We start from the raw sequence: 25,979 nt of genomic DNA, 5'->3' as shown, positions 1-25,979 counted from the left end.
CTCCGCTTAGGCTTTGGTATCTTCGCAGCTAAATTTTAGCAATGACCATCCTCTATCATAATAGCTCCCAAATCATTCAAATTGAAGATCAGGGTCGTTTGTACAAACGCGGTTCTGAAATGTCGGAAATGCCCATCCTGGATAAGGGTTGGATGCTGGTTGAAAATGGGAAAATTATCGACTTAGGGAGTGGTAAAGCTCCGGGCTGCGAGCGTTATGATGAATCCATTGACCTGCAAGGAAAATTGGTTTTACCCGCCTTTGTAGATAGTCATACCCACTTAGTTTACGCCGCCAATCGCGAAGATGAATTTGCCATGCGCCTGTCTGGTAAATCTTATGCCGAGATTGCCGCTGCTGGCGGAGGAATCTTAAACTCGGCCCGCAAATTAGCCGAAGCACCAGAAGAAGCCCTTTTACACGGAGCCTATCATCGCTTGCAGGATTTAATGCGCATGGGAACTGGTGCCCTGGAAATTAAAAGTGGATATGGCCTAAGTACGGAAAGCGAGCTTAAAATGCTGCGCATCATCCGTCAGTTAAGGGAAAAGTCGGGTCTGGATATCAAGAGTACTTTTTTAGGTGCTCATGCTATTCCAGAGAAATTTAAAGGCGATCAAGAAGGCTATGTGAATTTGGTAATTGATGAAATGTTACCGGCTGTAGCGGAGGAATCTTTAGCCGATTATGTGGATGTTTTCTGTGAGAAAGGCTATTTCGATCTCGATCAAAGTCTACGAATTTTAGAAGCGGCGAAGGCCTATGGTTTAAGTGCCAAGGTGCATGTAAACCAGTTCAATAGCCTGGGCGCCATAGAAGCCATGGTGGATTTAGGTGCACTTTCTTTAGATCATTTAGAAGTGATGAGCCCTAAGGAAATTAGCTACCTGGCCGACAGTCAAACTATTGCCACCGCCTTGCCCGGTTGCAGCCTCTTTTTAGATATTCCCTATGCTCCGGGTCGCGCCTTAATTGATGAAGGCGGAATTTTAGCCTTGGCTACCGACTTTAATCCTGGCTCTGCGCCTGGAGGCAATATGGCTTTAATGATGAGCCTGGCCTGCACCCAAATGAAGCTGAGCACTGAAGAAGCTTTGGTAGCTGCTACCCTGAATGGTGCCGCGGCCATTGAAATGAGTGATGAAATTGGCAGCTTGGAACGCGGAAAATGGGCTAACTTTATTACTCTGCCTCCTGGTTTTAGTTTAGCTTCCATCCCCTATCACTTTGGGCATAATTTAATTATGGACCTCTACCTTAAAGGCGAAAAGAAATTATGAAGCATTTACGATTTTTAGAAAGCCACCAACTCCGAGACCATACCTTTCCCCGTAAAGGCGAAAGTAAATTTGGTGAGGCGGTGCAGCTTATTAGCAGTCTAGAAGGTTTAAAATCCAAAGATTTCCGCTTTGTGATTGTGGGTATAATGGAAGACATTGGGGTGCGTGCCAATTTAGGGAAAGCCGGATGTGCACAGACCTTCCAGTACTTGCTCTCCCCCCTTTGTAATATTCAAGTGAATCGTTTCCTGGATGCCTCTAATGTAGCTCTGGGTCCTATTTTGGAATTTAAGGACTTGATGGATGAAGTGCGCAATCTCGATCAAAATCGAGAGCAGGATCTAATGCGAATGCGTGAGATTACGGCACAAATTGATGATAGCGTTTCAAGCTTGATCGAAGCTATTGCCAAGGAAGGAAAAGTCCCCATTGTGATTGGCGGTGGACATAATAACTCTTACGGCATTATTAAGGGGATTTCCCAAGCCCGCAAATCAGATATCGATGTTTTGAATATTGATCCTCATGCCGATTACCGAGCCCTGGAAGGTCGCCATAGTGGCAATGGCTTTAGCTATGCTCGCGAAGAAGGATATTTGGGTCGTTATGCGGTTTTTGGCATGCATGAATCCTACAACAATCAAGATATCCTTGAGAAATTCAGAGCTTCTGCTGATTTGTATTATCTCACCTACGATGAGCTTTTAACCTTTAGTACAGATGAGCGCGATCGTTTGTTTAAGGATGCCTTGCGCTGGTTAGGTCCCGGCCCCATTGGTTTGGAATTGGATATGGATAGCATTACTGCCTTTCCGGTGAGTGCCTTAAATGCCAGCGGTTTTACCATGCGCCAGGCTCGCACACTAGTAAAAACGGCCGCTGCCTTAGCCAGTCCCTACTACTTTCATTTAGCAGAAGGAGCACCAGAACTAGCCACTAATGCCACCGAAGCAGAACTCAGCGCTAAAGCCATGGTCTATTTAATCACCGATTTCATTAAGTCGCATCAGGCGGAAGCCTAAAAACAAAAAAGGCCCTGTTCCGAAAAACAAGGCCTTTAAATATTCTTAAGCTATGGATTAGAGTCCTAGCTTTTTGCGCAATGCTTTAGGCAGGGCATCTTTATGCATCATGATGCCAATAGTTTTGTAAGCCACAAATGCCTCAGAAGCATTGAGGTAACCATTGCGGAAGTCGTTGGTTAACTTCTCGCCCCAGCTATTCTTAACGATATAGTAGATATTGCCATCCTGATCTTTTACAATTCCGGTAATCAACATGCCGTGATCATCAGTGGTTTCGTAATTATCATAGGCCTCCTGACGGTTTTCCTGGGTGATTTCCTTTTCAGGTTTCGGACTATCGAACATTGCAGCACGCTCCTCTTTGCTCATATCCGCATAATCAGTGGCGGGAACGATGGCTACTCCATTGCGTATAGAGAAACCTTTTTCGCTTACGTCGGTAGCCCAGGCTACGGTATAACCTTCATTAAGAGCTACGTCCAATGCGCCCATCATATCTTCTAAAGGTACATTATAAGCTTTGCCCCAGGCCCAGTTATCGGGCACCTGAATCATTACTTCTTCGTAGAAAGGATTATGGGTGAAGGAAGTTAACTGCACATAGTCATCGGGATTAATACCTAAATACTCATCAGCAAAGCTGCGTGGAGTGTAGGTTTTTCCTTCGTACTCAAAGCTCTCTGGATATTCACCCAAGTAGGCATCCAAAGTGGCGTTAACGGCCTCGCGCCAAACTGGAGTAAGGCTACCGTTCTTGTTTTTGATTACCTCATCGAGCATCGACTTTAATAAGGCTTCCAGTTCGCCGTGATTGTTGATGTCGGTTCCATAATCTAAACCTTCGTATACTTCTTGTGGAACCGCACCGTATTTGCGGATCACGTACATCACATCGGGTAAAGCACCACCCTGGGCAAAATTGAGGTATCCGTGTAGGCGAACGTATTTCTCAGCTTTATCGAAATAGACATTACGCACGGTAAACATTTCAGAAATATCTACCGGCTTTTTACCCATACGGAGCATTTCGCTCTCTACAAATCCGGTAGTAGCATAGGACCAGCAAGTTCCGCTACGACCTTGATTCTTTACAGGAGTGGCTTCTAAATCCACCACGGTAGTAAAGTTAAATCCAGCGGTATCTGCGCCATTATCTTTTACCTTATTGATCAGGTCTACCTGAGCTGATGCACTACCAGCCAGGAGAGCGCCTATAAATAGAGCTCTGTACTTCATCTTTATTTATTTGGATTATCGATTTGTTCTAAAAGTATTTCCACTGCTTTTTGGAGCTGTGCATCTTGGTTTGCAGCGCGACTAGCAGGTGGGTTTTCTACAATTACATCCGGAACGGCCGGGCCATTTTCCATATTCTCGCCGGTACTCTTTACATACCAAGCTCGGAAGGGTAAACGGATAAAGGCTCCATTGAGTAAACTTGCACCTCCGGTTGAAATTACGGCGCCAAATGTAGGCTTTCCTACCAAAGTACCATGATTAAGCGTTTTGTAAGCGTGACTAAAGATTTCTGCATTGGAATAGGAGCTCTCATTACAGAGGGCTACCGAAGGCTTAGTCCAGGCGGCTAAAGGCAAGCGCTCACTATAAGGATAGTACTCGCTAAATTTCTTATTCTCATCTAAGCTGGTAGCAGCGCCACGTGGAATGGTATAGGCATGTTGACGCACATTGAGCACGGCCATTAGGTAGTCGGTTGTCCAACCACCACCATTAAAGCGCACATCAATTACGATACCTTCTTTGCCATAGCCGGAGGCCATTAATTCGCGTTCGAAGCGCTCAAAGCTGGGCTTATCCATACCGCGAATGTGGATATAGCCTAAACGCCCATTGGAATACTTCTCTACCAAGGCCTTGCGGCTTTCTACCCATTCTTCATACAATTGGGCATTAATGCTGCGAGCCGGACGAATAACAATCTCTTGACTTTCGCCATTACGCTCTAATTGCACCAAAATGGGTTCCCCCACAGTGGCGGTCCAATAGGAATAGAAGTTTCGAGCTTCGTTTAGGTCTTCCCCATTTATATGAGTGATAAGATCCCCTACCTTCAGATTGTTTTTAGAACGATCGGCGGGCGTATTGGCCACCAAGCGCGTAACCCGTGCTCCTTTGGATTCCATTTTCACTTCGATACCCAAACGGCCAGTAGATTCTCTTTGCAGGTCCTCTTCGCCACCAAACATATATAAGCCCGTATGGCTGGCATTTAAGCGACCGAGCATCAGATTGTAAACGAAGGTGAAATCATTATCGGTAGAGGCTTTCAAAGCCCAATCCTGATAATATTCGCTCAACTTCTCCCAATTCTGACCATGGTAATTCGGATCATAGAATTGATCCCGAATTAAGCGGAAGGCCTCCTGATAAACCTGTTGGCGCTCTGCCTCTTTATCGAGGGTCATCTTTTCTACATAGCTGTAGGAAGTAGTTTTCTTGTTGCCTAGATTCAGATGTTTTAAGCTGCCTCTACTTAGGAAGTAAATTCCCTTATGATCTTTGTCCCACTGAATGGTATTGGGGTTCATTCCACCTTTAGTGAGTTGGGTGAGATCACTGCCATCAAATTGAATTTGGTAGAGATCAGAGCCTTCACTACTTACGCTATAGCGGGTGAAGTAAAGGGTTTCGCCATCATCCGAAACCAATACCTGCGATTCATTTCCGCTGTAAGATGTTACCTGCTCGAGGCGATCGTAGATATTCTCAAAGTCTATTTCCAAAGCCTTTACCTCTGGTTTTTTGTCCTTCTTTTTATCCTTGTCTTCTTCTTTATCCTCTTCTTCCTTTTTCTCCTCCTCAGGCTCATCATTAAAATAATAGCCTTCTTCGCGCTCTTCTTCAGATTTCAACCAATCTTCACGCTTCAGCCAAACAAACCAAACATCGGCATTGTCATTATTGCGGTCGGAGATAAAGGCCAGTTTAGAGCCATCCTTGCTCCAATTTGGGCTGTAATCATTACCCGGGTGCATGCTGATATTCACCGGCTCAGACTTGCCATCTACCGCTTGAATGTATACCTCAGTATTGAAATTGAGATCATCACTATTGTAGGCCAGATAACGACTATCCGGGCTCCAAGCCAATCCATTGGCCCGATGCCAGGCATCTAATAAAGTAGTAATAGTTCCAAGGCTGCCATCTTCTTTTACTTCAGCCACCTGCAATTTGGTACCACCCTCAATAAAGGCCAGTTTCTTGCCATCGGGAGAAAGCAGTGCATCGCGCAAATCCCCCTTGTTTTGGAAGTAAAGACTGGTTTTATGACGCAGGCTTTCAAAGAGATCATGCTTTTTAGGATCGGTAGAAGTAGCCTGATAGAATCGGTATTGATTTCCTTCGCGATCGGAGCTAAAGATCACCGTGCTATCATTTAAGAAAAGAGCCTCGCGATCGTAGAAAGGATGCTCACTAAGGTTTTGAGTGCGCGACTTTTCATCATCGAGGGTACCGATAAACACTTCACCATGGGATTCGAGAATAACATTCTTCCCATTAGGAGAAAGACTGTAATGGCTAATGCGATTGCGCATGGTCTCCTGCTCTACCGGATAAAAACGGTAATCGGCGCGCAAGTCGATGTCAAGAGTTTTCACTTCCGACATTTTAGCAAGACTTGCCAGATACCAGCGGTCTTTGCGCGCATAGAGCACCTTTCCGGCGGCAATATCAAAATCGTGAATGCCTTCTTTACTGAAATTGGTCAACCACTTTTCGCTGCCTTCCAAAGAAAGCTCCTTCAGATTATAGCGACCTTCCTTAGCACTTAAAAAAACTAAGGTTTTAGTGTCTTTCCATTGGGGATAGATGTCGTTTACGGTATTATCCGTCAATGCTTTATAACTCTGATCCTTGGTATCATAGAGCCAAATTTCCTGATCGGCCGGACCGGAATAATTCTCGCGACTGGCTCGGCAAGAACCACGCATAAAGGCAATATATCTTCCGTCGGGAGAGGCCACGGCATGCGTACCCAGGGCATCCATAAAACGCTGTGGGGTGGCATTATTGGGATCAATGCGATGTAATTCCGAATCCCATTCTACCGTAACATAAGCGCGTTCAGAGCTAAACAAAATGCCAAGTTCAGGATGCCAATCGCTTAGGTTATCACCGGCAGCATGATAAGTTTTTCGCTCCGGGTAACCACCATTAAGGTCCAGGGTAAAGATGTCGCTATTGCCAAATCGATTGGAGTTAAAGGCTATTTGCGAACCATCGGCATTAAATACCAATGGGCCATCATAAGCCTCATGCAAGGTTAGGCGATAGGGTTTCCCTTCTTGCTGGGGCCAATACCATATATCTCCTTGATAACTAAATGCCAGGGAATTGCCATCAGGCGAAAGCCGGGCATGACGAACAAAGCTTTGGGCCGGAAGGACAATGGAAAGTCCCAAACCCAAAAAGGTTAGTGCCAGTTTCTTCATAAATCGTGTGCTATTAAAACCGGATTAGGGGTTTTCATCGGTAAGCCACGAATATAAGGATTGGCACAGAATTCCTCTAGGACATAGACCGACGAGTCTCCCTATAGTGGTATTCGGCCCGCGCAACCTTAGTCATATTACCTTTTGGATTGAGCTCATGGCAATGAATTTTGAGTACATAGCTACGGTGATTACCCGCACTGATATTGGCGCGTATTTGCATACGGGCTGCAGGCTTTGGCGTCTTATAGGTTTGCAATTGCACCTCTTGACGCACCAAGCTGATGTTATTGGGTAAAAGAGCCGCAATACGATCATAAAGCTTTTGAGCCTGACCTTCCACTTCCTGCAAGGTTAGCCACTCGGTGTTTTTGGCTTTTGAAGGAAGATCGAATTGATGCTGTAATTCTCTCTTTTTCTGCTTTTCCAATAAACTGATAAATGCACTCATGGCCTTTTCAATTTGGGTTCAATACGATTTAAAAGAAAAAGCCCCCGCTAGATTACTCTCGCGGGGGCTTTTCAGTTCCTATTAGATTAGCTCTATCAGATCCCATAAAGACGCCCCGCTTGGAAAATATTCCAAGTGCGGTACATGCCTTTATTACTATGAGATTGTTTCGCCATTATTATGAAAACGAATATATGAATAAAGATGACAGAGCCAACTTACTGGGCGCTATTTGTTTAAAATAATTTGGATAGGTATATTTTTTAATGGCCATTCGCCTTGATCGGTCTCCACTTTAGCGATCTCTTCCACCACATCCATTCCCTTTACTACCTGACCAATTACCGTATGCTCTTGATCTAAATGGGGACTCCCTCCTATGGTCGAATAGAGCTGGACTTGATCCGCATTTAAAGTGATATCATACTCCTCCTCCATTAATTTTAATTGCGCCGGACTATAGGTCTTTCCCAAATTGATGTAAAATTCGAAAGGATCCGACTTCTTTTCAGGATTGTTGGAATAAGATCGAGCCATGGCTACCGATCCATACGAATGGTAATTGATACCCAAGGCCTCTGCCGGTAATTCATATTTGCCAATCTTATCCCTGCGTTTCTTTAAGCTGTACTCATCATTATTCCCAGCTTGAATAACGTGGCCTTTACTTACCCGATGAAACCAGGTACCATTAAAGTATTGATGCTCCTTAATCAGGTAAATCATATTCGCCCGATGCACCGGAGTATTGCTGTAAAGCTCAATGTCGATATCTCCAAAGTCGGTTTTAATCCGAATTCTGCTTTCCGGATTTTCTGCTCCGTATTGCTGGAGGTAAACGAATGCCGCACTGTCGGTTTCCCAGGTAGGATAGGCAGGCGCCGAGGCTTTTGTTTCTTTGATTGACTCTGCTTTTCCAGATTTGGGCTCTGGAAGCCGGGATGCTTCTGAACTATTGGGATTTTGACAAGCAAGAGCTAAAAAGCTCAATACACTAATTGAGATAAAAGTTTTGATAGACATGGGCTTCCTGTTCCTGTAAAAGTTCCAGATAGCGAAGGTAGTTGATTAGATATTCCTCCATTTTGGCCAGGCCCCTAATTCCCACAAATTCCATCTTTTGGATGTCGCTGAGATTTAATACCCCGGCGATTTCATAAATACTGGGCTTTTCCAGCGCCAAAAGCTCGGCATCCAAATTATTGCTCTGTAATAAATGCTCTTTAAACCGGCCTAACAAGCGCACTGATGCCCCAGCCTTTCCATCGGGTGTGAAAAACTCTACAGCTCCACAAGGGTACAGTTTGCCTTTTTTCTGATAATGGAATTTGTCTAATTTGAAGTTAGCTACCGCCCGAATCACAATTTCCATTTCGCCGTTGGCATGCCTTTTCACAATCTCATGCACCTTTACAGCGGTACCATAATTACGTGCATTTAGTTTATTGGAAAAGGGCAAGCCAAAGCTGCTGTCTTGCTCCCAACATTCGTTGATGAGCTGCTTATAGCGTTCTTCGAATATATATAGCTGGGTATAGTCACCCGGCAGCATAAAGATGTTTAAAGGAAATAAGGGAAATTCTTCCATGAAAGCTCAACGCAATTGTCGCTATTTTGTTTAAACCGTTTGTACCGGACTTAAAACCGCTTCACTGGACTCTAATAATTTCTCGGGTACCGAGCTTTTAATGATGCGTGCTAATTCTTCAATTACCTTAATCTTCAACTCAGCACGGGAATAAACCAGGCTAATTTCGCGAGTAGGTTTAGGATCAGCGATCGGTTTAACCTGGGGTTGCTCTTCCTTGGGTAGGTCCAATGCATAGAGATAAGGCACTAAGGTCATACCATAACCTTTTTTCGAAAGCTTTACCAGAATATCAAAGTTGCCACTTTCCAGATCAATATTCTTACCTCCAAAACTGGGATTGGTATTGCAGAGGTTAATCACTGAATTGCGGAAGCAATGTCCTTCATTCAATAGAAGAATATCATCAATATCTAATTCCGAATTGGTTACAAAGGCTTCCTTACCCAAGCGATGTTCTTTCGGAATATAAGCCATAAAGGGCTCATAATACAGCGGCTTTTCGATGATGGAGCGTTCCTTTAAAGGAGTAGCTAAAATTCCGGCATCCAATTCATCGCGTTGTAATTTTTCAATGATCATTTCCGTGGTAAGCTCCATTACATGCAGCTGAATCTTAGGAAATTTAGCGGTGAATTTGCTTAGGAATCGAGGTACCAAGGAAGGGGTAACCGTTGGGATTACACCCAGTTTAAAAGGTCCTTCCAATACATTTTTAGATTCCTGTAATATTTGATTCATGCGCTCTGCCTCATGTAAAATAGTACGAGCTTGGGCAATCAATTTTTCACCAATAGTAGTAGGGCGAACCGGATGCTTGCTACGATCAAAAAGTAAAACTCCCAACTCCTCTTCCAGCTTTTGAATTTGCATGGAAAGTGTTGGTTGGGTTACGAAACACGCTTCTGCGGCGCGCGCAAAGTGCCGATGATTATCTACGGCTATGAGGTAAGTGAGTTGAGTAAGTGTCATAACGAATTCTTAAGAATAGTTCAAAATTAATAATAAACGTCTATTCAATGTTGCGCCGCTTATTAAATTTGTCCATCCTTAACAAGATGGAATTTACCAGGTTCAAAAAAGTCTTGGAACTAGCGCAGTCCAAGTCCCTTCCGGGAGAAGAAGCGCAAAAACTACTGGCTCCCATGGGTCGTAGTTCCTTAGCCGATCTAAACATTGACCCTGCCAAAGTTCGGCAGGCCGGAGTATTAGCGCTCTTCGAGAATGTAGACGATGAGGCGCAGTTAATCCTGACATCCCGCACTGAATACCCCGGGACGCATAGTGGGCAAGTTTCCTTTCCTGGAGGCAGTATCGAAAAGGAAGACCCCAGTTTTCAAGCTGCGGCTCAAAGGGAAACCTTGGAGGAAATTGGTGTAGGACCGCTGGATTATACAATTTGGGGCGAACTGAGTCCACTCTACATCCCTCCCAGTAATTTCATGGTTCATCCTTATTTGGCTTGGGCCGAAGGGCCTTTAAGTTTAATTCCGGAAGAGAAAGAAGTTGCGGCCATACATCACATTGCATTGGAGCGTTTTTTAGCCGACGATGCGATTCGCATGCATACTATTCAAATGAGCAATGGCTTCAAAATCAAAAGCCCGGCCTTTCTAATGGATGGTCTGGTAATTTGGGGAGCCACCGCCATGATGATTGCCGAAATCCGCCATCTCTTCTTAAGGGAAAAAGCAAGCCTGTAGAATCACTTATATTTGCCTGCACCACAAACAGGCCCATGAAAATACGCTTTAGGGATCCCTTCGGAAACTCCTTGATCATCAAGCGGATATTGATCTTCGCTTTCGGACTTATTGCCTACTATCGATTTAATGTGGCAAATAAAACCCAGGTGAGTGGCACCAAGGTTTTAAAAGGTCTCCGCAAAAAGAATGTACTTTTTGTGAGTAATCACCAAACTTATTTTGCGGATGTTACTGGCATGTACCAGGTTTTTTGCTGCGCCAAATGGGGCGTATATGATCGAATCAACTTCCCCTTCTTCGTATTAAATCCCAAGATCAATATCTATTTCGTAGCCGCCTTGGAAACCATGTCGGCCGGAATCTTACCCAAGCTTTTTGCCTATGTAGGTTCGGTATCCATTAAGCGTACATGGAGAGAGGCGGGAAAAACAATTGACCGTGGTGTGGATCCTCGCGACATTAAAAAGATTTACACCGCCATGGAAAATGGTTGGGTAATCACCTTCCCCCAGGGAACCACCACCCCCTTTGTGGGAGGTAGAAAAGGAACGGCTCATATTATTAAGGAAACCAAACCCATTGTAATCCCAGTGGTAGTAGATGGTTTCCGACGTGCCTTCGATAAGAAAGGCCTCTTCATGAAAAAGAAAGGCGTTAATCTTAGCATTCGCTTCAAGGAGCCTTTAGATATCGATTACGAAAAAGATTCGGCCGCCATTTTAGAGCAAATCATGGATAGTATTGAGCAGAGTGATGAGTTTAATACCATGAAAAAGATCGAGGAAGACTCAGAACTTTCCAACGTTTAAAGGCTCTCATTCGTTTTATAATTAACTTGGCGACTTGCATTACAGAAAAACCCAGTTTTCCTTAACAACTTTGTATGAGCATGAATCACAAATATTTACTCTTCGGCATTCTAATTTTGGCTTTTAGCGCTTGTAAAGAAGATAGTTTAATTGAAGATAATCCCGCTCCTCCCGGAGACAACCTCGAATGGAACTTTGTTCCTTACTATGGAGAGCGTGCCTTTAACTTTGATTCGGCCTATGCCAATTCAGTTGGTGTCAATTTCATGCTGGATACAGTTGAATTGTTTTTAGGCGACATCAGCTTCTACGATTTTAATCAGGAAGCCACTATCGATACCGCAGCTAATTATTTTATGCTGAGCAACTATAAGCCCCAAGTACTGGAAGGCAACTTACCTGCTGGTGGTTATTATGGTTATTTTCAAACTATAGCCGGTGCCGATTCGGCCGCAGCGGTAGATGATCTGGCAGAAATTTTATCGGTAGACCCAAAATGGGTTCGCCGTGATGGCTTTGGAATTAATTATTTCAAAATTAAAGGCCGCATTTTTGACCCAGCTCTACCCATCACCGATTCGGTATTTATTCCGGTTGAATACACCCTGGGCTCTTACCTCCTCTCAGACACCGCCCGTAGTGAAAACCGTAGCTTCAGCATCGACAATTTGCAGAAAGTACGGGTCTTCCTCTTGACTGACCTCAAGCCATTGTTAGACAAACTTCCTATGAGTCTGGTAACTGAAGTGGAAAGTGATCCCACTAATACCCAAGACTTCACTATCGCCAAAGCCATGGCAGATAGTCTGAGCATAGGCATCTTTTAATTATGAAAACAAGTATTAAGACCGTTCTCACTCTGCTGGTTCTTGCCTTTATCATTAGTAATTGCAAGGACGATGAGGATGGAAAAACCACTCCTGCCGCCACGGTTAATTTCCAAACAGAAATTGTGCTAAGTGACGGTGGATCAACTAAATATCACATTGGTGATACCCTCCGCATGTCTACGGGTTATGATTTCAATTTGAAGAAATTCAAGCTCTATTTAAGTCATGTTACCTTGGTTTCGGCAAGCTCTGAAACTGAAATGGAAGACATCCTCCTGGCTGATGTTGGCGATGCCAGCACCGGAGCCTTCTCGGCTAAAGTGAAACCTGGTACTTATACCGCCCTGCGTTTAGGCTTTGGTTTGGATCCCGAACAAAATGATCAGGATCCCGAAACTTTTCCGCAAGATCATCCGCTCTCCTCTTACAATCAGATGTACTGGACCATGCTGAAATATCGCTTTGCGATTTTAGAAGGTCGCTCGGATTATACCGGACAACTGAATGGTGATACCAGCGATGTACTCAATGCTTATCACCCAGGCTTGGATAGCCTTTATCGTGTGGTAACCTATCCTATCAACCTGGAATTGAAAGACGGAGGGCTTAAGACTATCAATCTCCAGGTAGTATTTGATGAGCTCTTCTCAGCTGGAGAAGGTATAGACCTTCGTAATGAGCCTCAAACTCATAGCGAAATTGGCAGTGCAACCGTTCCGGGTGACTTCCATATTGCTAAAAAGTTTATGGATAACTTAGCGGAAACTGCTCGCGTAGAAATTCCGTAATTGCCAGCTAGGGCTTAGCTTTGCTCTAAAGCACAGCCATGAAAATTCACCTTATTGCCATCGGCGGAAGCGCCATGCACAATCTTGCCTTGGCCCTGCATGCACAAGGTCATGATTTGAGCGGTAGCGACGATGAAATCTTTGAGCCTTCTCGCAGTCGATTAGCCGATGCCGGTATTTTGCCCGATTCCATGGGTTGGGATGCGAATCGCATTCACAGTGATATAGATATGGTGGTTGTAGGGATGCATGCCCGTAAAGACAATCCCGAATTGTTAAAGGCCCTGGAACTCGGTTTGAAGGTGCTTTCTTATCCGGAATACCTCTACGAAAGCAGTAAGGATAAAACCCGAGTGGTGATTACCGGCAGTCATGGTAAAACCACCATTACCTCCATGATTTTACACGTGCTCAACTTTCATGGTCGCGATTGCGATTATATGGTTGGCGCTCAACTGGAAGGTTTTCATACCATGGTACGACTTACCGATCACAATGAATTTATGGTGATTGAGGGCGATGAATACCTCTCTTCCCCTTTAGATCCCCGACCGAAATTTGTGCATTACCGTCCCAATATTGCTTTGCTTTCCGGCATAGCCTGGGATCATTATAATGTCTTTCCAAAATTTGAGGAATACCGTCATCAATTCGAATTGCTCTTCGAATACATAGAGCCAGGTGGTCAGATTATTTACAATGCCGATGATTCGGAAGTGAAAAATCTGGTTGAAGCAGCTACCCAGGAACTGAAGAAATTCCCCTATCAAACTCCGGCCTATCGAGTGGAGGACCAGCAATTTATTCTGGAAACCTTAGAGGGTGATTTACCCCTTCAAGTATTTGGAGCTCACAATATGAATAATCTGGAAGGAGCACGTTGGGTTTGTAGTCAAATGGGCATTACCGACGAAGAATTCTACGAAGCCATTGTGGAGTTTGAAGGAGCCTCCAAACGTATGGAACCCTTGATTGAAACTAACTCCCTCAAGGTTTTCCGCGATTTTGCTCATGCCCCATCTAAAGTGAAAGCCAGTGTGCAAGCCTGCCGTGAAACTTTTGGTGATAGTCCCTTCCTGGCCGTATTAGAACTACACACCTTTAGCAGCCTCAATTTAGAGTTCATGCAGCAATATGCCAACAGCATGGACCCTGCGGATACAGCTATAGTTTACTTTAACCCAGAAGTGCTGGCTCATAAGAAGCTGCCCTCTCTTAGCATTGAAGAGGTACAAAAGGCTTTTGCCAGTGAAAAGGTTAAAGTGATCATGAAAAGTGATGAACTCGAAGCAATGATCCAGGAGCAAAAAGACAAGCATGAAATTATTGTTTTGATGAGCTCCGGAAATTTTGATGGCATCGACTGGACGAAAGTTTTCGCCTAAGCTTGCGCCATAATTAGTACTTTTGAAGCATCAAGAGCATGAAGAAAAAGAAACTCCTTAGCGCCCGTAGCATTCATATTGCTCTCCATCGATTAGCCCAGCAGCTAATTGAAAATCATGGTAATTTCGAAAACACCGTTTTAATTGGTTTACAGAGCCGAGGCATTCACGTAATGCACAAATTGGTGGAAATCCTCGAAGCCAATGGTGTGGATAAAGTGGCGCATGGAACCTTGGATATCACCTTCTTCCGGGATGATTTCCGTCGGAGGAACAGCCCCTTACAACCCAGCATGACCAAGATTGATGTTTTGCTTGAAGGAAAGAAAGTGGTATTTATAGATGATGTTTTGTACACCGGACGCAGCGTTCGCTCTGCCATGGATGCCATCCAATCCTTTGGTCGTCCGGCTGAAATAGAATTATTGGTTTTAATCGATCGGCGTTTTAGCCGCGAATTGCCCATTCAACCCGATTATGTAGGTCGGCAGGTAGATAGCCTGGCCGGAGACCGTGTTTCGGTAGACTGGGCACACCTTAAGGCAGGTGAAGATGCCGTTTATTTAGAAATTGGAGAACATGAGTGAATTAACGGTGAATCACCTTTTGGGGATTAAGTACCTCCAAAGCGAAGACATCGAGCTGATCTTCCAAACCGCAGCTCAATTCAAAGAAGTGATCAACCGACCGATTAAGAAAGTACCGTCCTTGAGGGATATTACGGTAGCCAACCTCTTTTTCGAAAACAGCACCCGAACGCGCCTCTCTTTCGAATTGGCAGAAAAACGCCTTTCGGCAGATGTGGTAAACTTCTCCGCTGCCTCTTCTTCCGTTTCTAAAGGAGAAACTCTTATCGATACGGTAAATAATATCCTCAGCATGAAGGTGGATATGGTGGTAATGCGCCATCCCAAACCGGGAGCAGCTTACTTCCTGAGCCAACATGTAGATAGCATTATTGTAAATGCCGGAGACGGTGCCCATGAGCATCCTACCCAGGCTCTGCTCGACTCCTTCTCTATCCGTGAAAGATTAGGCGACCTAAGTGGAAAGAAGATTGCCATTGTTGGAGATATTCTGCATTCTCGCGTGGCCCTTTCCAATATTCTCTGCCTTCAAAAAATGGGCGCCGAAGTGGAAGTATGCGGCCCCAGCACTCTAATTCCCAAGCATATTCATTCCTTAGGAGTTCGAGTGAGCCACGATCTTAGAAAAAGCCTCGAATGGTGCGATGTTGCCAATATGTTGCGGGTACAACACGAACGTCAGGATTTAAAGTACTTCCCCAGTATTCGCGAATACACCCAGCGTTACGGGATTGACAAAGCCTTGCTCGATGATCTTAAAGAAAAGATCATTATCATGCACCCTGGCCCCATAAACCGCGGTGTAGAAATTAGCACTGAAGTGGCTGATAGTGATCAAAGTATCATTCTTAATCAGGTGGAAAACGGAGTGGCTATTCGGATGGCAGTACTCTATTTACTTGCGGCCAAAAAGAAAATCAGTTTTAGCGCTTAATGGAGCAACTCAGCCTCAGTATACTGGGAGCGTCTTCTGCTATTCCTCTTAGTAATCGCAGCCCTTCGGCCCAATTTTTAGGAATTGGCAATGAATTTTTTCTAATCGATTGTGGCGAAGGCACTCAGGTAAAACTCAGGCAGCATCGAATTGGATTTGGTCGCATCAAGCATATTCTAATCAGCCATTTACACGGAGACCATTTTTATGGCCTCATTCCCCTCCTTACTACCTTACAATTATTGGATCGCCATGCAGCCTTGCATATTTACGGGCCCGAGAAATTAGAGGAGTTGGTTCGACATCAACTCGAGCTCACCGAATCGAAGATTAGCTACCCTTTGCATTTCCATGCTTTGGACCCCGATCGCAAAACCTGCATTTTTGAGAATAAGCACCTCGAAGTCCACTCTTTTCCACTCAGGCATGGCATTACCTGCTTTGGTTTTCTTTTTCAAGAAAAGCCGCTACCGCGAAAAATGCTCAAGGAAGAATTAGAGAAGTATGATATTCCTGTTGCCGAAATACGCAGGATTAAAGCCGGCAGTGATTGGATTGATGCCAATGGCAAGCGCATCCCTAATGAAGAGCTTACGGAAGCCAGTGCTGCCCCCATGAGCTACGCCTATTGCACCGACACCTTACCGGTGAAGCATTTACATCGCTATTTCAAAGGAGTAGATCTGTTGTATCATGAGGCTACTTTCCTAAGCAGTGAGAAGGATCGTGCCCTACAAACCAACCACAGTACTGCTGCCCAAGCCGCCGAAATAGCTGAAATCTGCAAAGCCGAACAATTATTAATTGGTCATTTTTCGGTGCGCTATAAAGACTTCCATGGCTTACTGGCCGAAGCGCAGTCTGTATTTCCCAAAACCTTAATCGCTGGTGAAGGCCTTCATTTTAGCTTGGATCGCAAAAGCCGCGAATTAAAGATCGAAAGAGAGAATTCCTATCGCGGTTAAGGCTTAATAGTTTGGGGGCCGTTTAACTCTGGATCATCTTCTATTAGCTCTGGTTTCTCCTCGCGTTTAGCACTTCGTAAAGCTCTTTGCCACAACTCCTTATAAGTGTTGAAATCCACTTTAAATGAAAGTCCTAAACCCTGTTGATAAAGCTGCTGCTGACCAATATTAAAATTGAGGTTATTGTCGACGGAACGGTTAAAGGCCTTGGCTCTAAACTTACCATCTTCAGTAAGCTTATAAATCAATTCGAAATCGCCGGCAATACTATTATTGTTCTCATTTAGCGGCACTTCCACCGAGGAGTTTACTGTTAATCGATCTTCAAAGAAATTCTTGGATACTCCAACTTCCAGTTCCTCCTGACTATTTCCTGCACTGGTAGGGTCCTGTCCCTGATTTGCCGGCTGATAGGACAAGCTAAGCTCATAGTCGCCGGTAAATCGATTTAAGAAAGCCGCTGCCTGCCCCGCAATCAAATCCCATTGGTTAATAGCATTTCGGGTACCATCCAGAAAGTTACTGGGGGGCGTGAAGCTATTAAAAGCCAATAAGCTAAATACCTGTTGATTAATTGCCTGATCCGTATTTAAACGATTAGCTAGTACCGCTTGGGTGGATGAAGTTGCCCTTGGCAATTCAATCGCAAAGTTGATCTCGGGATTGGTGAGCTCACCTTTTATAAAGAGATAAATATCTACAGCTGTACTTATTCCATTGCTCTCGCCGGTTAGGATGCCCGGATTTGCCTTGGTTCTGTAAATAGCAGTAAGGTCTAATCGGGCTGAATAAGGGTCGCCATTCCAAACTACGGTGCCCCCTCTTTGTACTTCAAAATTCTTGGCGAATAAGCCATCGATATTAAATTGATACTCCCCTTCATCTACCGTATAAGTTCCATAGAGTTCTAAATCGCGATTGGGCTCCAATTTCATTTTAATCAATCCACTCCCCTTGCCATCTAATTGGTTACCAGTACTTTCATTTAATATGATACTCACCTGGGCATTGGGGGTGATATCCATGTCAAAGTCCAGTGAAACCCCTTCATCTAAAGCGAATTGGGTATTTAAAATCTTTAAAGCTTGTTCCGAATCTTCCGGTGCAATAAAGTTTACAAAACCACTTTGCTTAACCTCAGTAGCCCCTCCAATTGGAATATTAAACTGGGTGCCTCGTTCACTCTTAACATCAGCATACACCTTTACTCGGGAAGGCGGCCCTTGAACCTTTAAATTCCCTGAAGCCAATGCCGTTCCATAGTAGGCATCTTCCCGATCCGGACCGGTGTTGAGTACCAGCAATTGCTGCGCGTCAATATTCAAATCGATATAAAAGTCCTTAAATGCTCGGTGGCGCACTTCCCCATTTAAATAGCCCACATTATGATTGGCATCCACCAATTTGAGGTTGGGGAAACGAATGCTTTCATTATCCAAAAGCAACTTAGGCTGACCTACCAAATTGTAGTCGGTTTGCAAGAAAGAAATGGTTAATCCAGCCTTAGGCAGCAGAAACTCACCTTTGATATCCGGCTTTCGGGCGGGTCCCTTCATAGTAACCGTTCCCGTAGCTTGCCCTCTTAGATTCTCTGCCACCGGAGCGGCAAAGGGATCCAGCGCTGCCAAATAAAAACGATTAAACTTGAAGCTTAAATCAATGTTCCCAATTCCTTCGCTATCATAATATCCATTAGCGTTGAGCATTTCCAGTTCACCTAATTTCAGAAGGGCATCGATATTAATTTTACTATCATCATAGCTATAATCACTACGTAAATCCAGGCGTCCCATATGCACCTGATTTAGTCGTAAACTGTCTACCTCAATATCCGCTTCAAAGCGTGGATTGGTTAAAAGTTCCGTAGCAATGATATTCCCCTCCAGATTTCCCTGGATATAAGCTTTGCGTCCCTCCTGGAAATAATTGAGAAAATCAAGATCCAGACCTTTTACATTTAAGCGTAAAATTTGATTGGGATCTTTACTGATATAACCTGCAGCGGTAAGTGCCAAAGAGGGTCCGCTTATTTTCAGCCAATCGATAGAAAATCCGGAGCTATCCACCCGCATTACTGAGCCCGTATCCAGCTTAAAGCTGCGATTACCGAAAAGCATATCGCCCCGATCAAATTGCATGCGATAGGCATTGCTATCTAAAATGGCAATAAGGCCTTCAAAACTACCATAGCTGTCGATGCTATCCCTAAGGATCATATCCAAACTATAGTTCATGCTATCGCCTGCAAAAACATTGACAAATTCTACACTATCTATATGCCGACCTTCTCCATATTGATAGCGTTCCAGGGTAAGATTTAACAAATCGGCTGCACCGGATAACCACTGTACATCAAGGTTTTGAAAGAGATTGGCCCCATAACGAATCCCCTGAGAGTTTAGGTTCATTCGCAGTAAATTCTCAGTATCTCTATATTCACCCTGAATATGGGTACCAGGCTCAATTAATAATTCAGGAACCAGAGCCTGACTTAAGGCTGCTGAATTTTTAAAGGTGAGATCGTAAGTGAAATTAACCGGCGACTGCAAGGTATCTCGATAACGTTCGGGTAAGAGGTATTTTTTTACATGATGGCTGAAAACCCTCGACATACCCAGATAGGTATACTCTCCTTCCAAATTAGCTTCGAGAATGTCGGATCGAACTTTTAGGTGCTTTTCTTTTTGCAAACCACTGGCTTCGATGGCCACATCCATGAGATCATAACTTTCGCGGGAATTGCGATATTTTAAATCAAATAAATCAACAGTACCGGCCCATCTTTCCTGGTCCAGAATTAAAACATCAATATCCATCGCCCCTCGATACTGAGCCAGGCTATCTTTCACCAAATGAAGCGCATATAAATTGGCTGAATCAACTTGGGCAGTAAAGTCATACTCGGAAGAATCGGTACCAAAACTGGCAATGCCATCGAATAAGAAACTAAGATTAGGATCCTTAATTCGGAACTGTCCTTTGAAATTACTTTCGGCGATTTGACCGTTTACCGCCATGCCTTCGTAGCGATAACCATTATAATAGAAATGATGAATGGCTCCTTTTACCTTGCTGCGCATGGTTAGCGGATCAAAGCCTTTTCCGTCGAGCTCCAAATCCAGTTCCGCAGTTTTAAAGTCGCCGTAATTTCCGGTAAGGGACGCAATATTAATTTTGCTGGCATCCACGCGTCCTTTATAAACCAAGTTCTTGGGGTTTCGCAAATTGCCGATTTCAATATCGAGCTCCATATCAGCTAGATCCGACTTAAAGGAACTTTGGGTTACAAAATCATAAACACCGCCATCATAAGCTCCTTGCCATTGAATTAAGCCCAAGCGATCAATGATTTCTGGCAAGCTATCCTGGAACATACCGATAATCTGCTTGGCTTCTTCTGCCTTAGCCTGAAGGAAAAGTTTTTGTGTTTCCAAATGAAGATCGACCCCAGAAGTGGTTTTGCTTAAATGCAAATCTCCTCTAGCCTCTAAGTGGCTTAGAGCTTCAATTTCCAGGTCTTCCAGGTACAAATCATTTACAGTACCATCAAATCGTCCTTTAACCAAAGCGGTAGGAAATTGCGGATAGGCATCGCTGAAATAGCGAATATCCTCTGCCGCGACCGCAGCATATTCAATTGCCCCTAGCATGTGCACAGAGTCAACAAAGCTCGAGTAGTTGGTCGCTGAGCTAGTAATAAAAGTTAATTCTCCCGCTAAATGCCCTCTTCCAGTAGTTAATTCCAAATCATTAACCACCAAACCTTTAGGTCCATATAAAAACTGTCCCTTTCCATTTTGAACGGAGAACTCCTTTCCATCATCAAATTGAATGCTTTCGATGGTGGCACTCACATCTTTACCCGCGAGGAGAAAGGAATTAAGATTAGTATTCGCATGACGCCAATAAAACTGAATTCGATCCGGTTCATTGCGATTTGCTAAATAGAACCTACCATTTTGCAGGGCGATATCCGCAATTTTCAAATTAAAAGATCGATTGGGATCCTTTGGCCCATCCCCGGAAATGGAATTTACAAATACATTGAGATTGCTGGTAGTATCCCCTTTTTGAGTAATTAAATAGAAATAAGCATCGCTCATTTCAACCTGATTCAGGTATAAGGAGCGACTTAATTGAGCATAAGCTTTGAAGCTTAATTCCAATTTACCAATGTAAAAAAGTGTATCTCCTTTATGGTCGGGAAGCAATACTTCTTCCAGGCTAAATTGATTGGGAAAATGATACTGAAAACGTTCAATACTAAGGGATTGCGAATACTTATCATTAAACCAATCAGCTCCTTTTTTAGCCGCCTTTTCCTGCACGGATGGAATCATAAAAACTCCGGCCAGCATTAAAAGCAGGATAACAATCACCAGCAAAAGGCGTCCGATTATTTTAAGCAGTCTTCTGATCGTAACTTTGTACTATGGATATTACAATACTGGGAATTGAAAGCAGCTGCGATGATACTTCTATCGCCATTGTCCAAAATCGCAAAATTCTTGCAAATGTAACTGCCAATCAAAAAATACATGCGGAATATGGTGGTGTTGTTCCAGAATTAGCTTCAAGAGCTCATCAACAAAATATTGTGCCAACCTTGGATTCGGCTCTCAAAAAAGCCGGAATTAAGCTAAAAGAGCTTTCTGCCATTGCATTTACCTCGGGTCCTGGCTTATTAGGTTCCCTATTGGTAGGCACCAGTTTTGCGAAATCTCTGAGCCTGGCCTTAGGCATTCCTTTAATTGAGGTAAACCATATGCAGGCCCATATCCTGGCGCATCTTATTGAAGATCCAAAGCAAACTAATCCTGATTTTCCCTTTTTATGTCTTACTGTAAGCGGTGGACATACCCAAATTGTTCAAGTGAATTCGCCTTATGATATGAAACTGTTGGGAAGCACCATTGATGATGCCGCCGGTGAAGCTTTTGATAAGGCTGGAAAAATTATGGGCTTGCCTTATCCGGCAGGGCCTGAAATTGATCGTCGTGCAAAATTGGGAAATCCCAAGGCCTTTGAATTTGCGAAACCTCGAATGCCGGATCTGCAGTTTAGCTTTAGCGGATTAAAAACCAGCATACTCTATTTCCTCCAAAAGCAAATGAAGGAAAACCCGGAATTCATTAAAGAGAACCTCAACGACCTTTGTGCCAGCATTCAGCATAGCATTGTAAGCATTTTGATGGACAAATTGGAATTAGCTTCAGAACAAAGGGCTATCAATCGCATTGCTATCGCCGGAGGGGTTTCTGCCAACTCAGGATTAAGAGAAGCCCTGGAAAAACGACAAAACACCAAGGACTGGGAGCTTTTCCTTCCCTCTTTTGAATATACCACGGACAATGGTGCCATGATCGCCATTAGTGGTTATTATCAATATCAAAAGCAGAACTTTGCTGATCTTAGTGTTGTTGCTGCAGCCCGAAAACCCTTAGAAGCATGAATCACTTTTTAGCCCGCGAAGGCGATAGCACCCAAGGACTCTTAAATGAAAGTGACAGTCACCATGCCAGTCGGGTTTTGCGATTAAAGCCTGGGGATCGCATTTCCATCAGCTATGGCGATGGCCTTGTTTACGAGGCTGAAATTGAGAATATCGCCAAGAAAAGCCTGCAGTTTAAGATTGTAAATGAAAGACGTCGCCAAAATGCTCCCCTATTGCAAATTGGCATTGCTCCGACCAAAAGCAACGATCGCTTTGAGTGGTTTATTGAAAAAGCGGTAGAGCTGGGAGTTCAAAAAATTATCCCCTTGCTTTGTGAACATTCGGAACGAAAAATTTACAAAAGGGATCGCGGCCTACGTATTATGGAAGCCGCTTTCAAGCAGAGTCATAAAGGCTTTATGCCGGACTTAAGTGAAATTATGGAGCTTAAGAACTTAGATAAACTGGATTTGCCGGAGCAGCGCTATATCGCATCCTTAAATAGTTCAGAACGTATTGCTCTAAGCGAGATTGACTTTAAGCAGCCTCAATTGATATTGATTGGACCGGAAGGCGATTTTAGTCCGACGGAAGTAGCCTGGGCGGAGCATCAAGGATTTAAACATTTGGACCTGGGCCCCGAAGTATTGCGCACCGAAACAGCTGCGGTGCAAATAGCAGCCATCGCTCAATATGAAGCCCTTCAGCCCGAATAAAAATTTACTTTTGCCTTATGCCTAAATATCTGTTGACTCTTCTCTTAGCCTTTTGTTCCCAATTGAGTTTTGCTCAAACGGAAAAATTGGCTTTGGTAAAATACCGCGGAGGGGGCGACTGGTATGCAAATCCCAGCGCTCTGACCAATTTGAGTGAATTCTGCAACAGCCAAATCGGAACTCAGTTAAATCCCGATTATGCCACGGTAGAAATGGGCTCCTCCGAAATATTCGAATATCCCTTTTTACATATCACCGGGCACGGAAATATCATCTTTGACAAACAAGAAGCAGACAATTTAAAGCGCTATTTAGAAGCTGGAGGCTTCGTGCATATTGATGATAATTATGGTATGGATGAATACATCCGCCCTGAGCTAAAGCGAATTTTTGGAGAAGGAGAATTGCAATTGCTCAGTGCTGACCACCCCATTTTTAAGGGGCCCTATAGTTTTCAGGATGGATTACCCAAAATTCATGAGCACGATGGTCAAGCACCAGAAGCCTGGGGTTTATTTATTGATGGCCGCCTCGCCTTGGTTTACACTTATGAATGCGATTTAAGCGATGGCTGGGAAGATCCTGAGGTTCATAATGATCCTGAAGCAATACGTTTAAAAGCCTTACAGATGGGAGCAAACCTGATTCATTATGCCTTTAATGGAGCCTTTTTATGAATAAGGTGAGCCGTCAAATAGTACTGAGTGTTTTTTACCTGGCCCTGATTGTTTGGTCGGGGTATATGGTATGGCAAGTACGCTATACCCTAACTTACGTATTGGTTTCGGCGGTGATATCCATTATAGGTAAACCCCTGGTAGATGCTTTAAGCGGTGAACGTTGGTCAAAAATTAAAATCAATCGCAGTTTGGCCGCGGCTATCACCCTACTCTTAATGATGACTTTAATTGGGGTGCTTTTTTCCATTTTCATTCCCGCTTTAATGCATGAATTGAGCGTTTTAGCCAATGTGGATTATGAATCCTTGTACCAGGAAATTCAAAGCGAAATCATCAGTATTCAGTCATCCCTGGGAATGGATACATCCAATTCAGTGAGTAGCATTGAAGGTAGTCGCATTGGATCGCGGGTGGTAGAAGCTTTAAGCTTTGATAAGGTGAGCGATACCTTCACTAATTTAATTGGTAGCTTGGGAAATACGGCTTTTGCCATCTTCAGTATCATCTTTATCACCTTCTTCTTCCTAAGAGAGAAATACCTATTTCGGAACATTGTGCTTTCGCTGATTCCGGATAAATATGATGATCGGGTTCATAAGGTAACTCCGCGACTTCGCACCAATTTAACCCGCTATTTTGCCGGACTGCTATTGCAGATTACCATAATCACCACCTTAGTATCCGTTGGTCTTAAAGTCGCTGGATTTCACAATACCATTGTAATAGGATTTTTCGCGGGCCTAATTAATGTGATTCCTTATTTGGGACCAATAATCGGAATGGCTTTTGGCCTTCTACTTGGTATGGCACAAACCTTAAGCAATACCAATATGGAATTGGGCTCTGCATTTGTAATTATCCTCAGCATTTTTGCGGTGGTTCAGTTAATTGACAATTTTGTTACCCAACCCATTGTTTTTTCGACCTCCATTCGGGCTCATCCTCTAGAAATATTTTTGGTAATTTCCTTCGCGGCTTCCATTGCCGGAATATCCGGAATGATTGTCGCGGTGCCCGTTTACAGCGTCATCCGACTTTTAGCAGCCGAGTTTTTTCCTCAGGTAAAATTTGTTCGTTGGCTTACGCAGAATGACTTGAATGATGAAGATCTCCCGGCTTAAAAGCTTATTGCAGAAAGAAGAGCATCGGAACTTCATCAATGACAATCTACAAGCCGATACCAGCCGCTTATTATTTAAATATGCCAAGGATGCAGACAAGCGCCTGCTAATCGAGCAAATTGCCTCACGCCAGGCGATTCTAAAAAAACTTCCGGAAGCTTATACCGATCCTTTTAGGCTGTTTCCGCCAAAGAGTAATTTAGAACAAAGCAGTAGTGAGGCCATGGCCAAGCTTAAGGCTGATCTAATCCCAGCTGGCCATTCTATGGCCGATCTCAGCGGAGGTTTTGGAATCGATTTTCTTTACCTGATGCAAAACTTTGATAAGGGCCATTTTGTAGAACCAGAAAAAGACCTGTGCCAATTAAGTGCAGAGAACCTTCGGAGTTTATTAGCCACTAAAGAATTGCATTTTACGGCTGAAAGGGCAGAAGAATATCTTGAGCATTGCAAAGAGCACTTTGATCTCTTGTATTTGGATCCCTCCCGCCGAGATTCGGCGCATCGCCCCCTCTATCGACCGGAAGAATACCAACCGAATATTCTGGAGATTAAAGCCGCTCTCTTACGAATTTCGGATAGAGTCCTGGTCAAAATGAGCCCGATGATTAGTATTCCAGAGTATCTGCAACAATTGCCGGAAACTCAAGAAGTTTGGGTGTTATCAGAGCGCAATGAATGTAAAGAGGTGAGTTTTTTACTGAGTTCAAAAAAACAGAATTCAGTTAAGATCCGCAGTTATAATGTATTAGCCGATGGGCTTCAATATTATGAGAACGAGGCAGGCACTAAGCTGGAAAATATGGAACTAAGGGAACTTTGCCCCTATATATATCTTCCCAATAGCAGCATTCTGAAAGCAGGATTGCAAGATGAAGTGGCCGAAGACTTTAAATTGGGAAAATTAGATCCCAATTCAAACCTCTATACCTCAGTGGAATTAATCGAAAAATTCCCAGGACGAATATTTATCGTGAAAGATATTCACAAGGCTTATGCTAAAAGCCTTCGCTCCAAAGCCTTACAAGTTATTAGCAGAAACTTCCCCGATTCACCGGAATTCATCAGCCGCAAACTCAAGCTGAAAGCGAAAGGAGCCCAGGATTTTCTCATTGCTACCAAGCATTCTGGAAAGCCGGTTTTTATCGAGGCATCGCTTTACGTTCCTTCATTGGAAAGGAACGGTGGATAAATGACTGCTCCTCAAGCTATTCAAAAACAAAAAT

General features: G+C 43.8%; 22 protein-coding genes. 15 read left to right on the top strand and 7 right to left on the bottom strand.

The genetic code is table 11. The features are described from left to right. Positions 1 to 41: 41 nt before the first annotated feature. Positions 42 to 1,280, top strand: a complete 1,239-nt coding sequence (gene hutI / locus ACO05P_RS02435) for an imidazolonepropionase (RefSeq protein ID WP_421753199.1) — start codon at positions 42 to 44, stop codon at positions 1,278 to 1,280. Then, a complete protein-coding gene (locus ACO05P_RS02430; protein ID WP_421753198.1) occupies positions 1,277 to 2,302 on the top strand; it encodes a formimidoylglutamase in 1,026 nt (341 codons plus the stop codon). Before hutI ends, ACO05P_RS02430 begins: the two co-directional genes overlap by 4 nt. Before the next feature lie 57 nt (positions 2,303 to 2,359). On the opposite strand, the gene ACO05P_RS02425 is transcribed toward ACO05P_RS02430, so the two are convergent. The 6 genes from ACO05P_RS02425 to ACO05P_RS02400 all read right to left on the bottom strand — a co-directional run bounded on the left by ACO05P_RS02425 (position 2,360) and on the right by ACO05P_RS02400 (position 9,770). Beyond that, entirely contained in the window at positions 2,360 to 3,541 is a 1,182-nt protein-coding gene (locus tag ACO05P_RS02425; RefSeq protein WP_421753197.1) for an aminopeptidase C, read from the bottom strand. Between the two features lie 2 nt (positions 3,542 to 3,543). Beyond that, entirely contained in the window at positions 3,544 to 6,759 is a 3,216-nt protein-coding gene (locus tag ACO05P_RS02420) for a S41 family peptidase (protein WP_421753196.1), read from the bottom strand. Between the two features lie 76 nt (positions 6,760 to 6,835). Continuing rightward, on the bottom strand, positions 6,836 to 7,210 hold the full coding sequence (locus tag ACO05P_RS02415; protein ID WP_421753195.1) for a hypothetical protein: 375 nt from the start codon (positions 7,208 to 7,210) through the stop codon (positions 6,836 to 6,838). A gap of 228 nt (positions 7,211 to 7,438) precedes the next feature. Further along, positions 7,439 to 8,233, bottom strand: coding sequence for a peptidylprolyl isomerase (locus ACO05P_RS02410; RefSeq protein ID WP_421753194.1), 795 nt, complete (start codon positions 8,231 to 8,233; stop codon positions 7,439 to 7,441). Next, positions 8,205 to 8,798, bottom strand: a complete 594-nt coding sequence (locus ACO05P_RS02405; RefSeq protein WP_421753193.1) for an LON peptidase substrate-binding domain-containing protein — start codon at positions 8,796 to 8,798, stop codon at positions 8,205 to 8,207. Before ACO05P_RS02405 ends, ACO05P_RS02410 begins: the two co-directional genes overlap by 29 nt. 30 nt (positions 8,799 to 8,828) lie before the next feature. Next, positions 8,829 to 9,770 carry a LysR family transcriptional regulator gene (locus ACO05P_RS02400; RefSeq protein WP_421753192.1) on the bottom strand — a complete coding sequence of 314 codons (942 nt, stop codon included), beginning with the start codon at positions 9,768 to 9,770 and terminating at the stop codon, positions 8,829 to 8,831. Positions 9,771 to 9,883: 113 nt separating this feature from the next. Between ACO05P_RS02400 and ACO05P_RS02395 the strand changes: the two genes are divergently transcribed. The 8 genes from ACO05P_RS02395 (at position 9,884) to ACO05P_RS02360 (ending at position 16,802) form a co-directional block, all read left to right on the top strand. After that, positions 9,884 to 10,501, top strand: coding sequence for an NUDIX hydrolase (locus ACO05P_RS02395; RefSeq protein WP_421753191.1), 618 nt, complete (start codon positions 9,884 to 9,886; stop codon positions 10,499 to 10,501). Between the two features lie 35 nt (positions 10,502 to 10,536). Further along, positions 10,537 to 11,313, top strand: coding sequence for a lysophospholipid acyltransferase family protein (locus ACO05P_RS02390; RefSeq protein ID WP_210758336.1), 777 nt, complete (start codon positions 10,537 to 10,539; stop codon positions 11,311 to 11,313). Between the two features lie 80 nt (positions 11,314 to 11,393). Further along, complete coding sequence (locus ACO05P_RS02385) at positions 11,394 to 12,140, top strand: hypothetical protein (RefSeq protein WP_421753190.1); 747 nt, start codon at positions 11,394 to 11,396, stop codon at positions 12,138 to 12,140. A gap of 2 nt (positions 12,141 to 12,142) precedes the next feature. Beyond that, the gene (locus tag ACO05P_RS02380) at positions 12,143 to 12,931 is read left to right on the top strand and encodes an MbnP family protein (RefSeq protein ID WP_421753189.1); all 789 of its coding nucleotides are present in this window, start codon (positions 12,143 to 12,145) and stop codon (positions 12,929 to 12,931) included. 38 nt (positions 12,932 to 12,969) lie between these two features. Continuing rightward, entirely contained in the window at positions 12,970 to 14,316 is a 1,347-nt protein-coding gene (locus tag ACO05P_RS02375) for a UDP-N-acetylmuramate--L-alanine ligase (RefSeq protein WP_421753188.1), read from the top strand. A gap of 38 nt (positions 14,317 to 14,354) precedes the next feature. Next, the gene (gene pyrR / locus ACO05P_RS02370) at positions 14,355 to 14,903 is read left to right on the top strand and encodes a bifunctional pyr operon transcriptional regulator/uracil phosphoribosyltransferase PyrR (RefSeq protein ID WP_210758332.1); all 549 of its coding nucleotides are present in this window, start codon (positions 14,355 to 14,357) and stop codon (positions 14,901 to 14,903) included. Beyond that, a complete protein-coding gene (locus ACO05P_RS02365; protein ID WP_421753187.1) occupies positions 14,896 to 15,837 on the top strand; it encodes an aspartate carbamoyltransferase catalytic subunit in 942 nt (313 codons plus the stop codon). The genes pyrR and ACO05P_RS02365 overlap by 8 nt, the downstream gene beginning before the upstream one ends. Continuing rightward, a complete protein-coding gene (locus ACO05P_RS02360; RefSeq protein WP_421753186.1) occupies positions 15,837 to 16,802 on the top strand; it encodes a ribonuclease Z in 966 nt (321 codons plus the stop codon). The genes ACO05P_RS02365 and ACO05P_RS02360 overlap by 1 nt, the downstream gene beginning before the upstream one ends. Here ACO05P_RS02360 and ACO05P_RS02355 read toward each other — a convergent pair. After that, positions 16,799 to 21,181: a translocation/assembly module TamB domain-containing protein gene (locus ACO05P_RS02355; RefSeq protein WP_421754870.1), complete on the bottom strand. Its 4,383-nt coding sequence runs from the start codon at positions 21,179 to 21,181 to the stop codon at positions 16,799 to 16,801. The genes ACO05P_RS02360 and ACO05P_RS02355 overlap by 4 nt on opposite strands. A 53-nt stretch (positions 21,182 to 21,234) precedes the next feature. On the opposite strand from ACO05P_RS02355, the gene tsaD reads away from it, so the two are divergent. The 5 genes from tsaD to ACO05P_RS02330 are packed head-to-tail and all read left to right on the top strand — an operon-like array spanning position 21,235 to position 25,945. After that, complete coding sequence (gene tsaD / locus ACO05P_RS02350; RefSeq protein ID WP_421753185.1) at positions 21,235 to 22,254, top strand: tRNA (adenosine(37)-N6)-threonylcarbamoyltransferase complex transferase subunit TsaD; 1,020 nt, start codon at positions 21,235 to 21,237, stop codon at positions 22,252 to 22,254. Continuing rightward, positions 22,251 to 22,952: an RsmE family RNA methyltransferase gene (locus tag ACO05P_RS02345; RefSeq protein ID WP_421753184.1), complete on the top strand. Its 702-nt coding sequence runs from the start codon at positions 22,251 to 22,253 to the stop codon at positions 22,950 to 22,952. The genes tsaD and ACO05P_RS02345 overlap by 4 nt, the downstream gene beginning before the upstream one ends. A 17-nt stretch (positions 22,953 to 22,969) precedes the next feature. Further along, positions 22,970 to 23,629 carry a DUF4159 domain-containing protein gene (locus ACO05P_RS02340; RefSeq protein ID WP_421753183.1) on the top strand — a complete coding sequence of 220 codons (660 nt, stop codon included), beginning with the start codon at positions 22,970 to 22,972 and terminating at the stop codon, positions 23,627 to 23,629. After that, complete coding sequence (locus ACO05P_RS02335) at positions 23,626 to 24,753, top strand: AI-2E family transporter (protein WP_421753182.1); 1,128 nt, start codon at positions 23,626 to 23,628, stop codon at positions 24,751 to 24,753. The genes ACO05P_RS02340 and ACO05P_RS02335 overlap by 4 nt, the downstream gene beginning before the upstream one ends. Continuing rightward, the gene (locus ACO05P_RS02330) at positions 24,731 to 25,945 is read left to right on the top strand and encodes a THUMP-like domain-containing protein (RefSeq protein WP_421753181.1); all 1,215 of its coding nucleotides are present in this window, start codon (positions 24,731 to 24,733) and stop codon (positions 25,943 to 25,945) included. Before ACO05P_RS02335 ends, ACO05P_RS02330 begins: the two co-directional genes overlap by 23 nt. Positions 25,946 to 25,979: the final 34 nt, after the last annotated feature.

This window comes from Croceimicrobium sp., assembly GCF_965228705.1.
Lineage (GTDB): Bacteria > Bacteroidota > Bacteroidia > Flavobacteriales > Schleiferiaceae > Croceimicrobium.
This window is presented reverse-complemented; position numbering and strand designations above follow the sequence as displayed.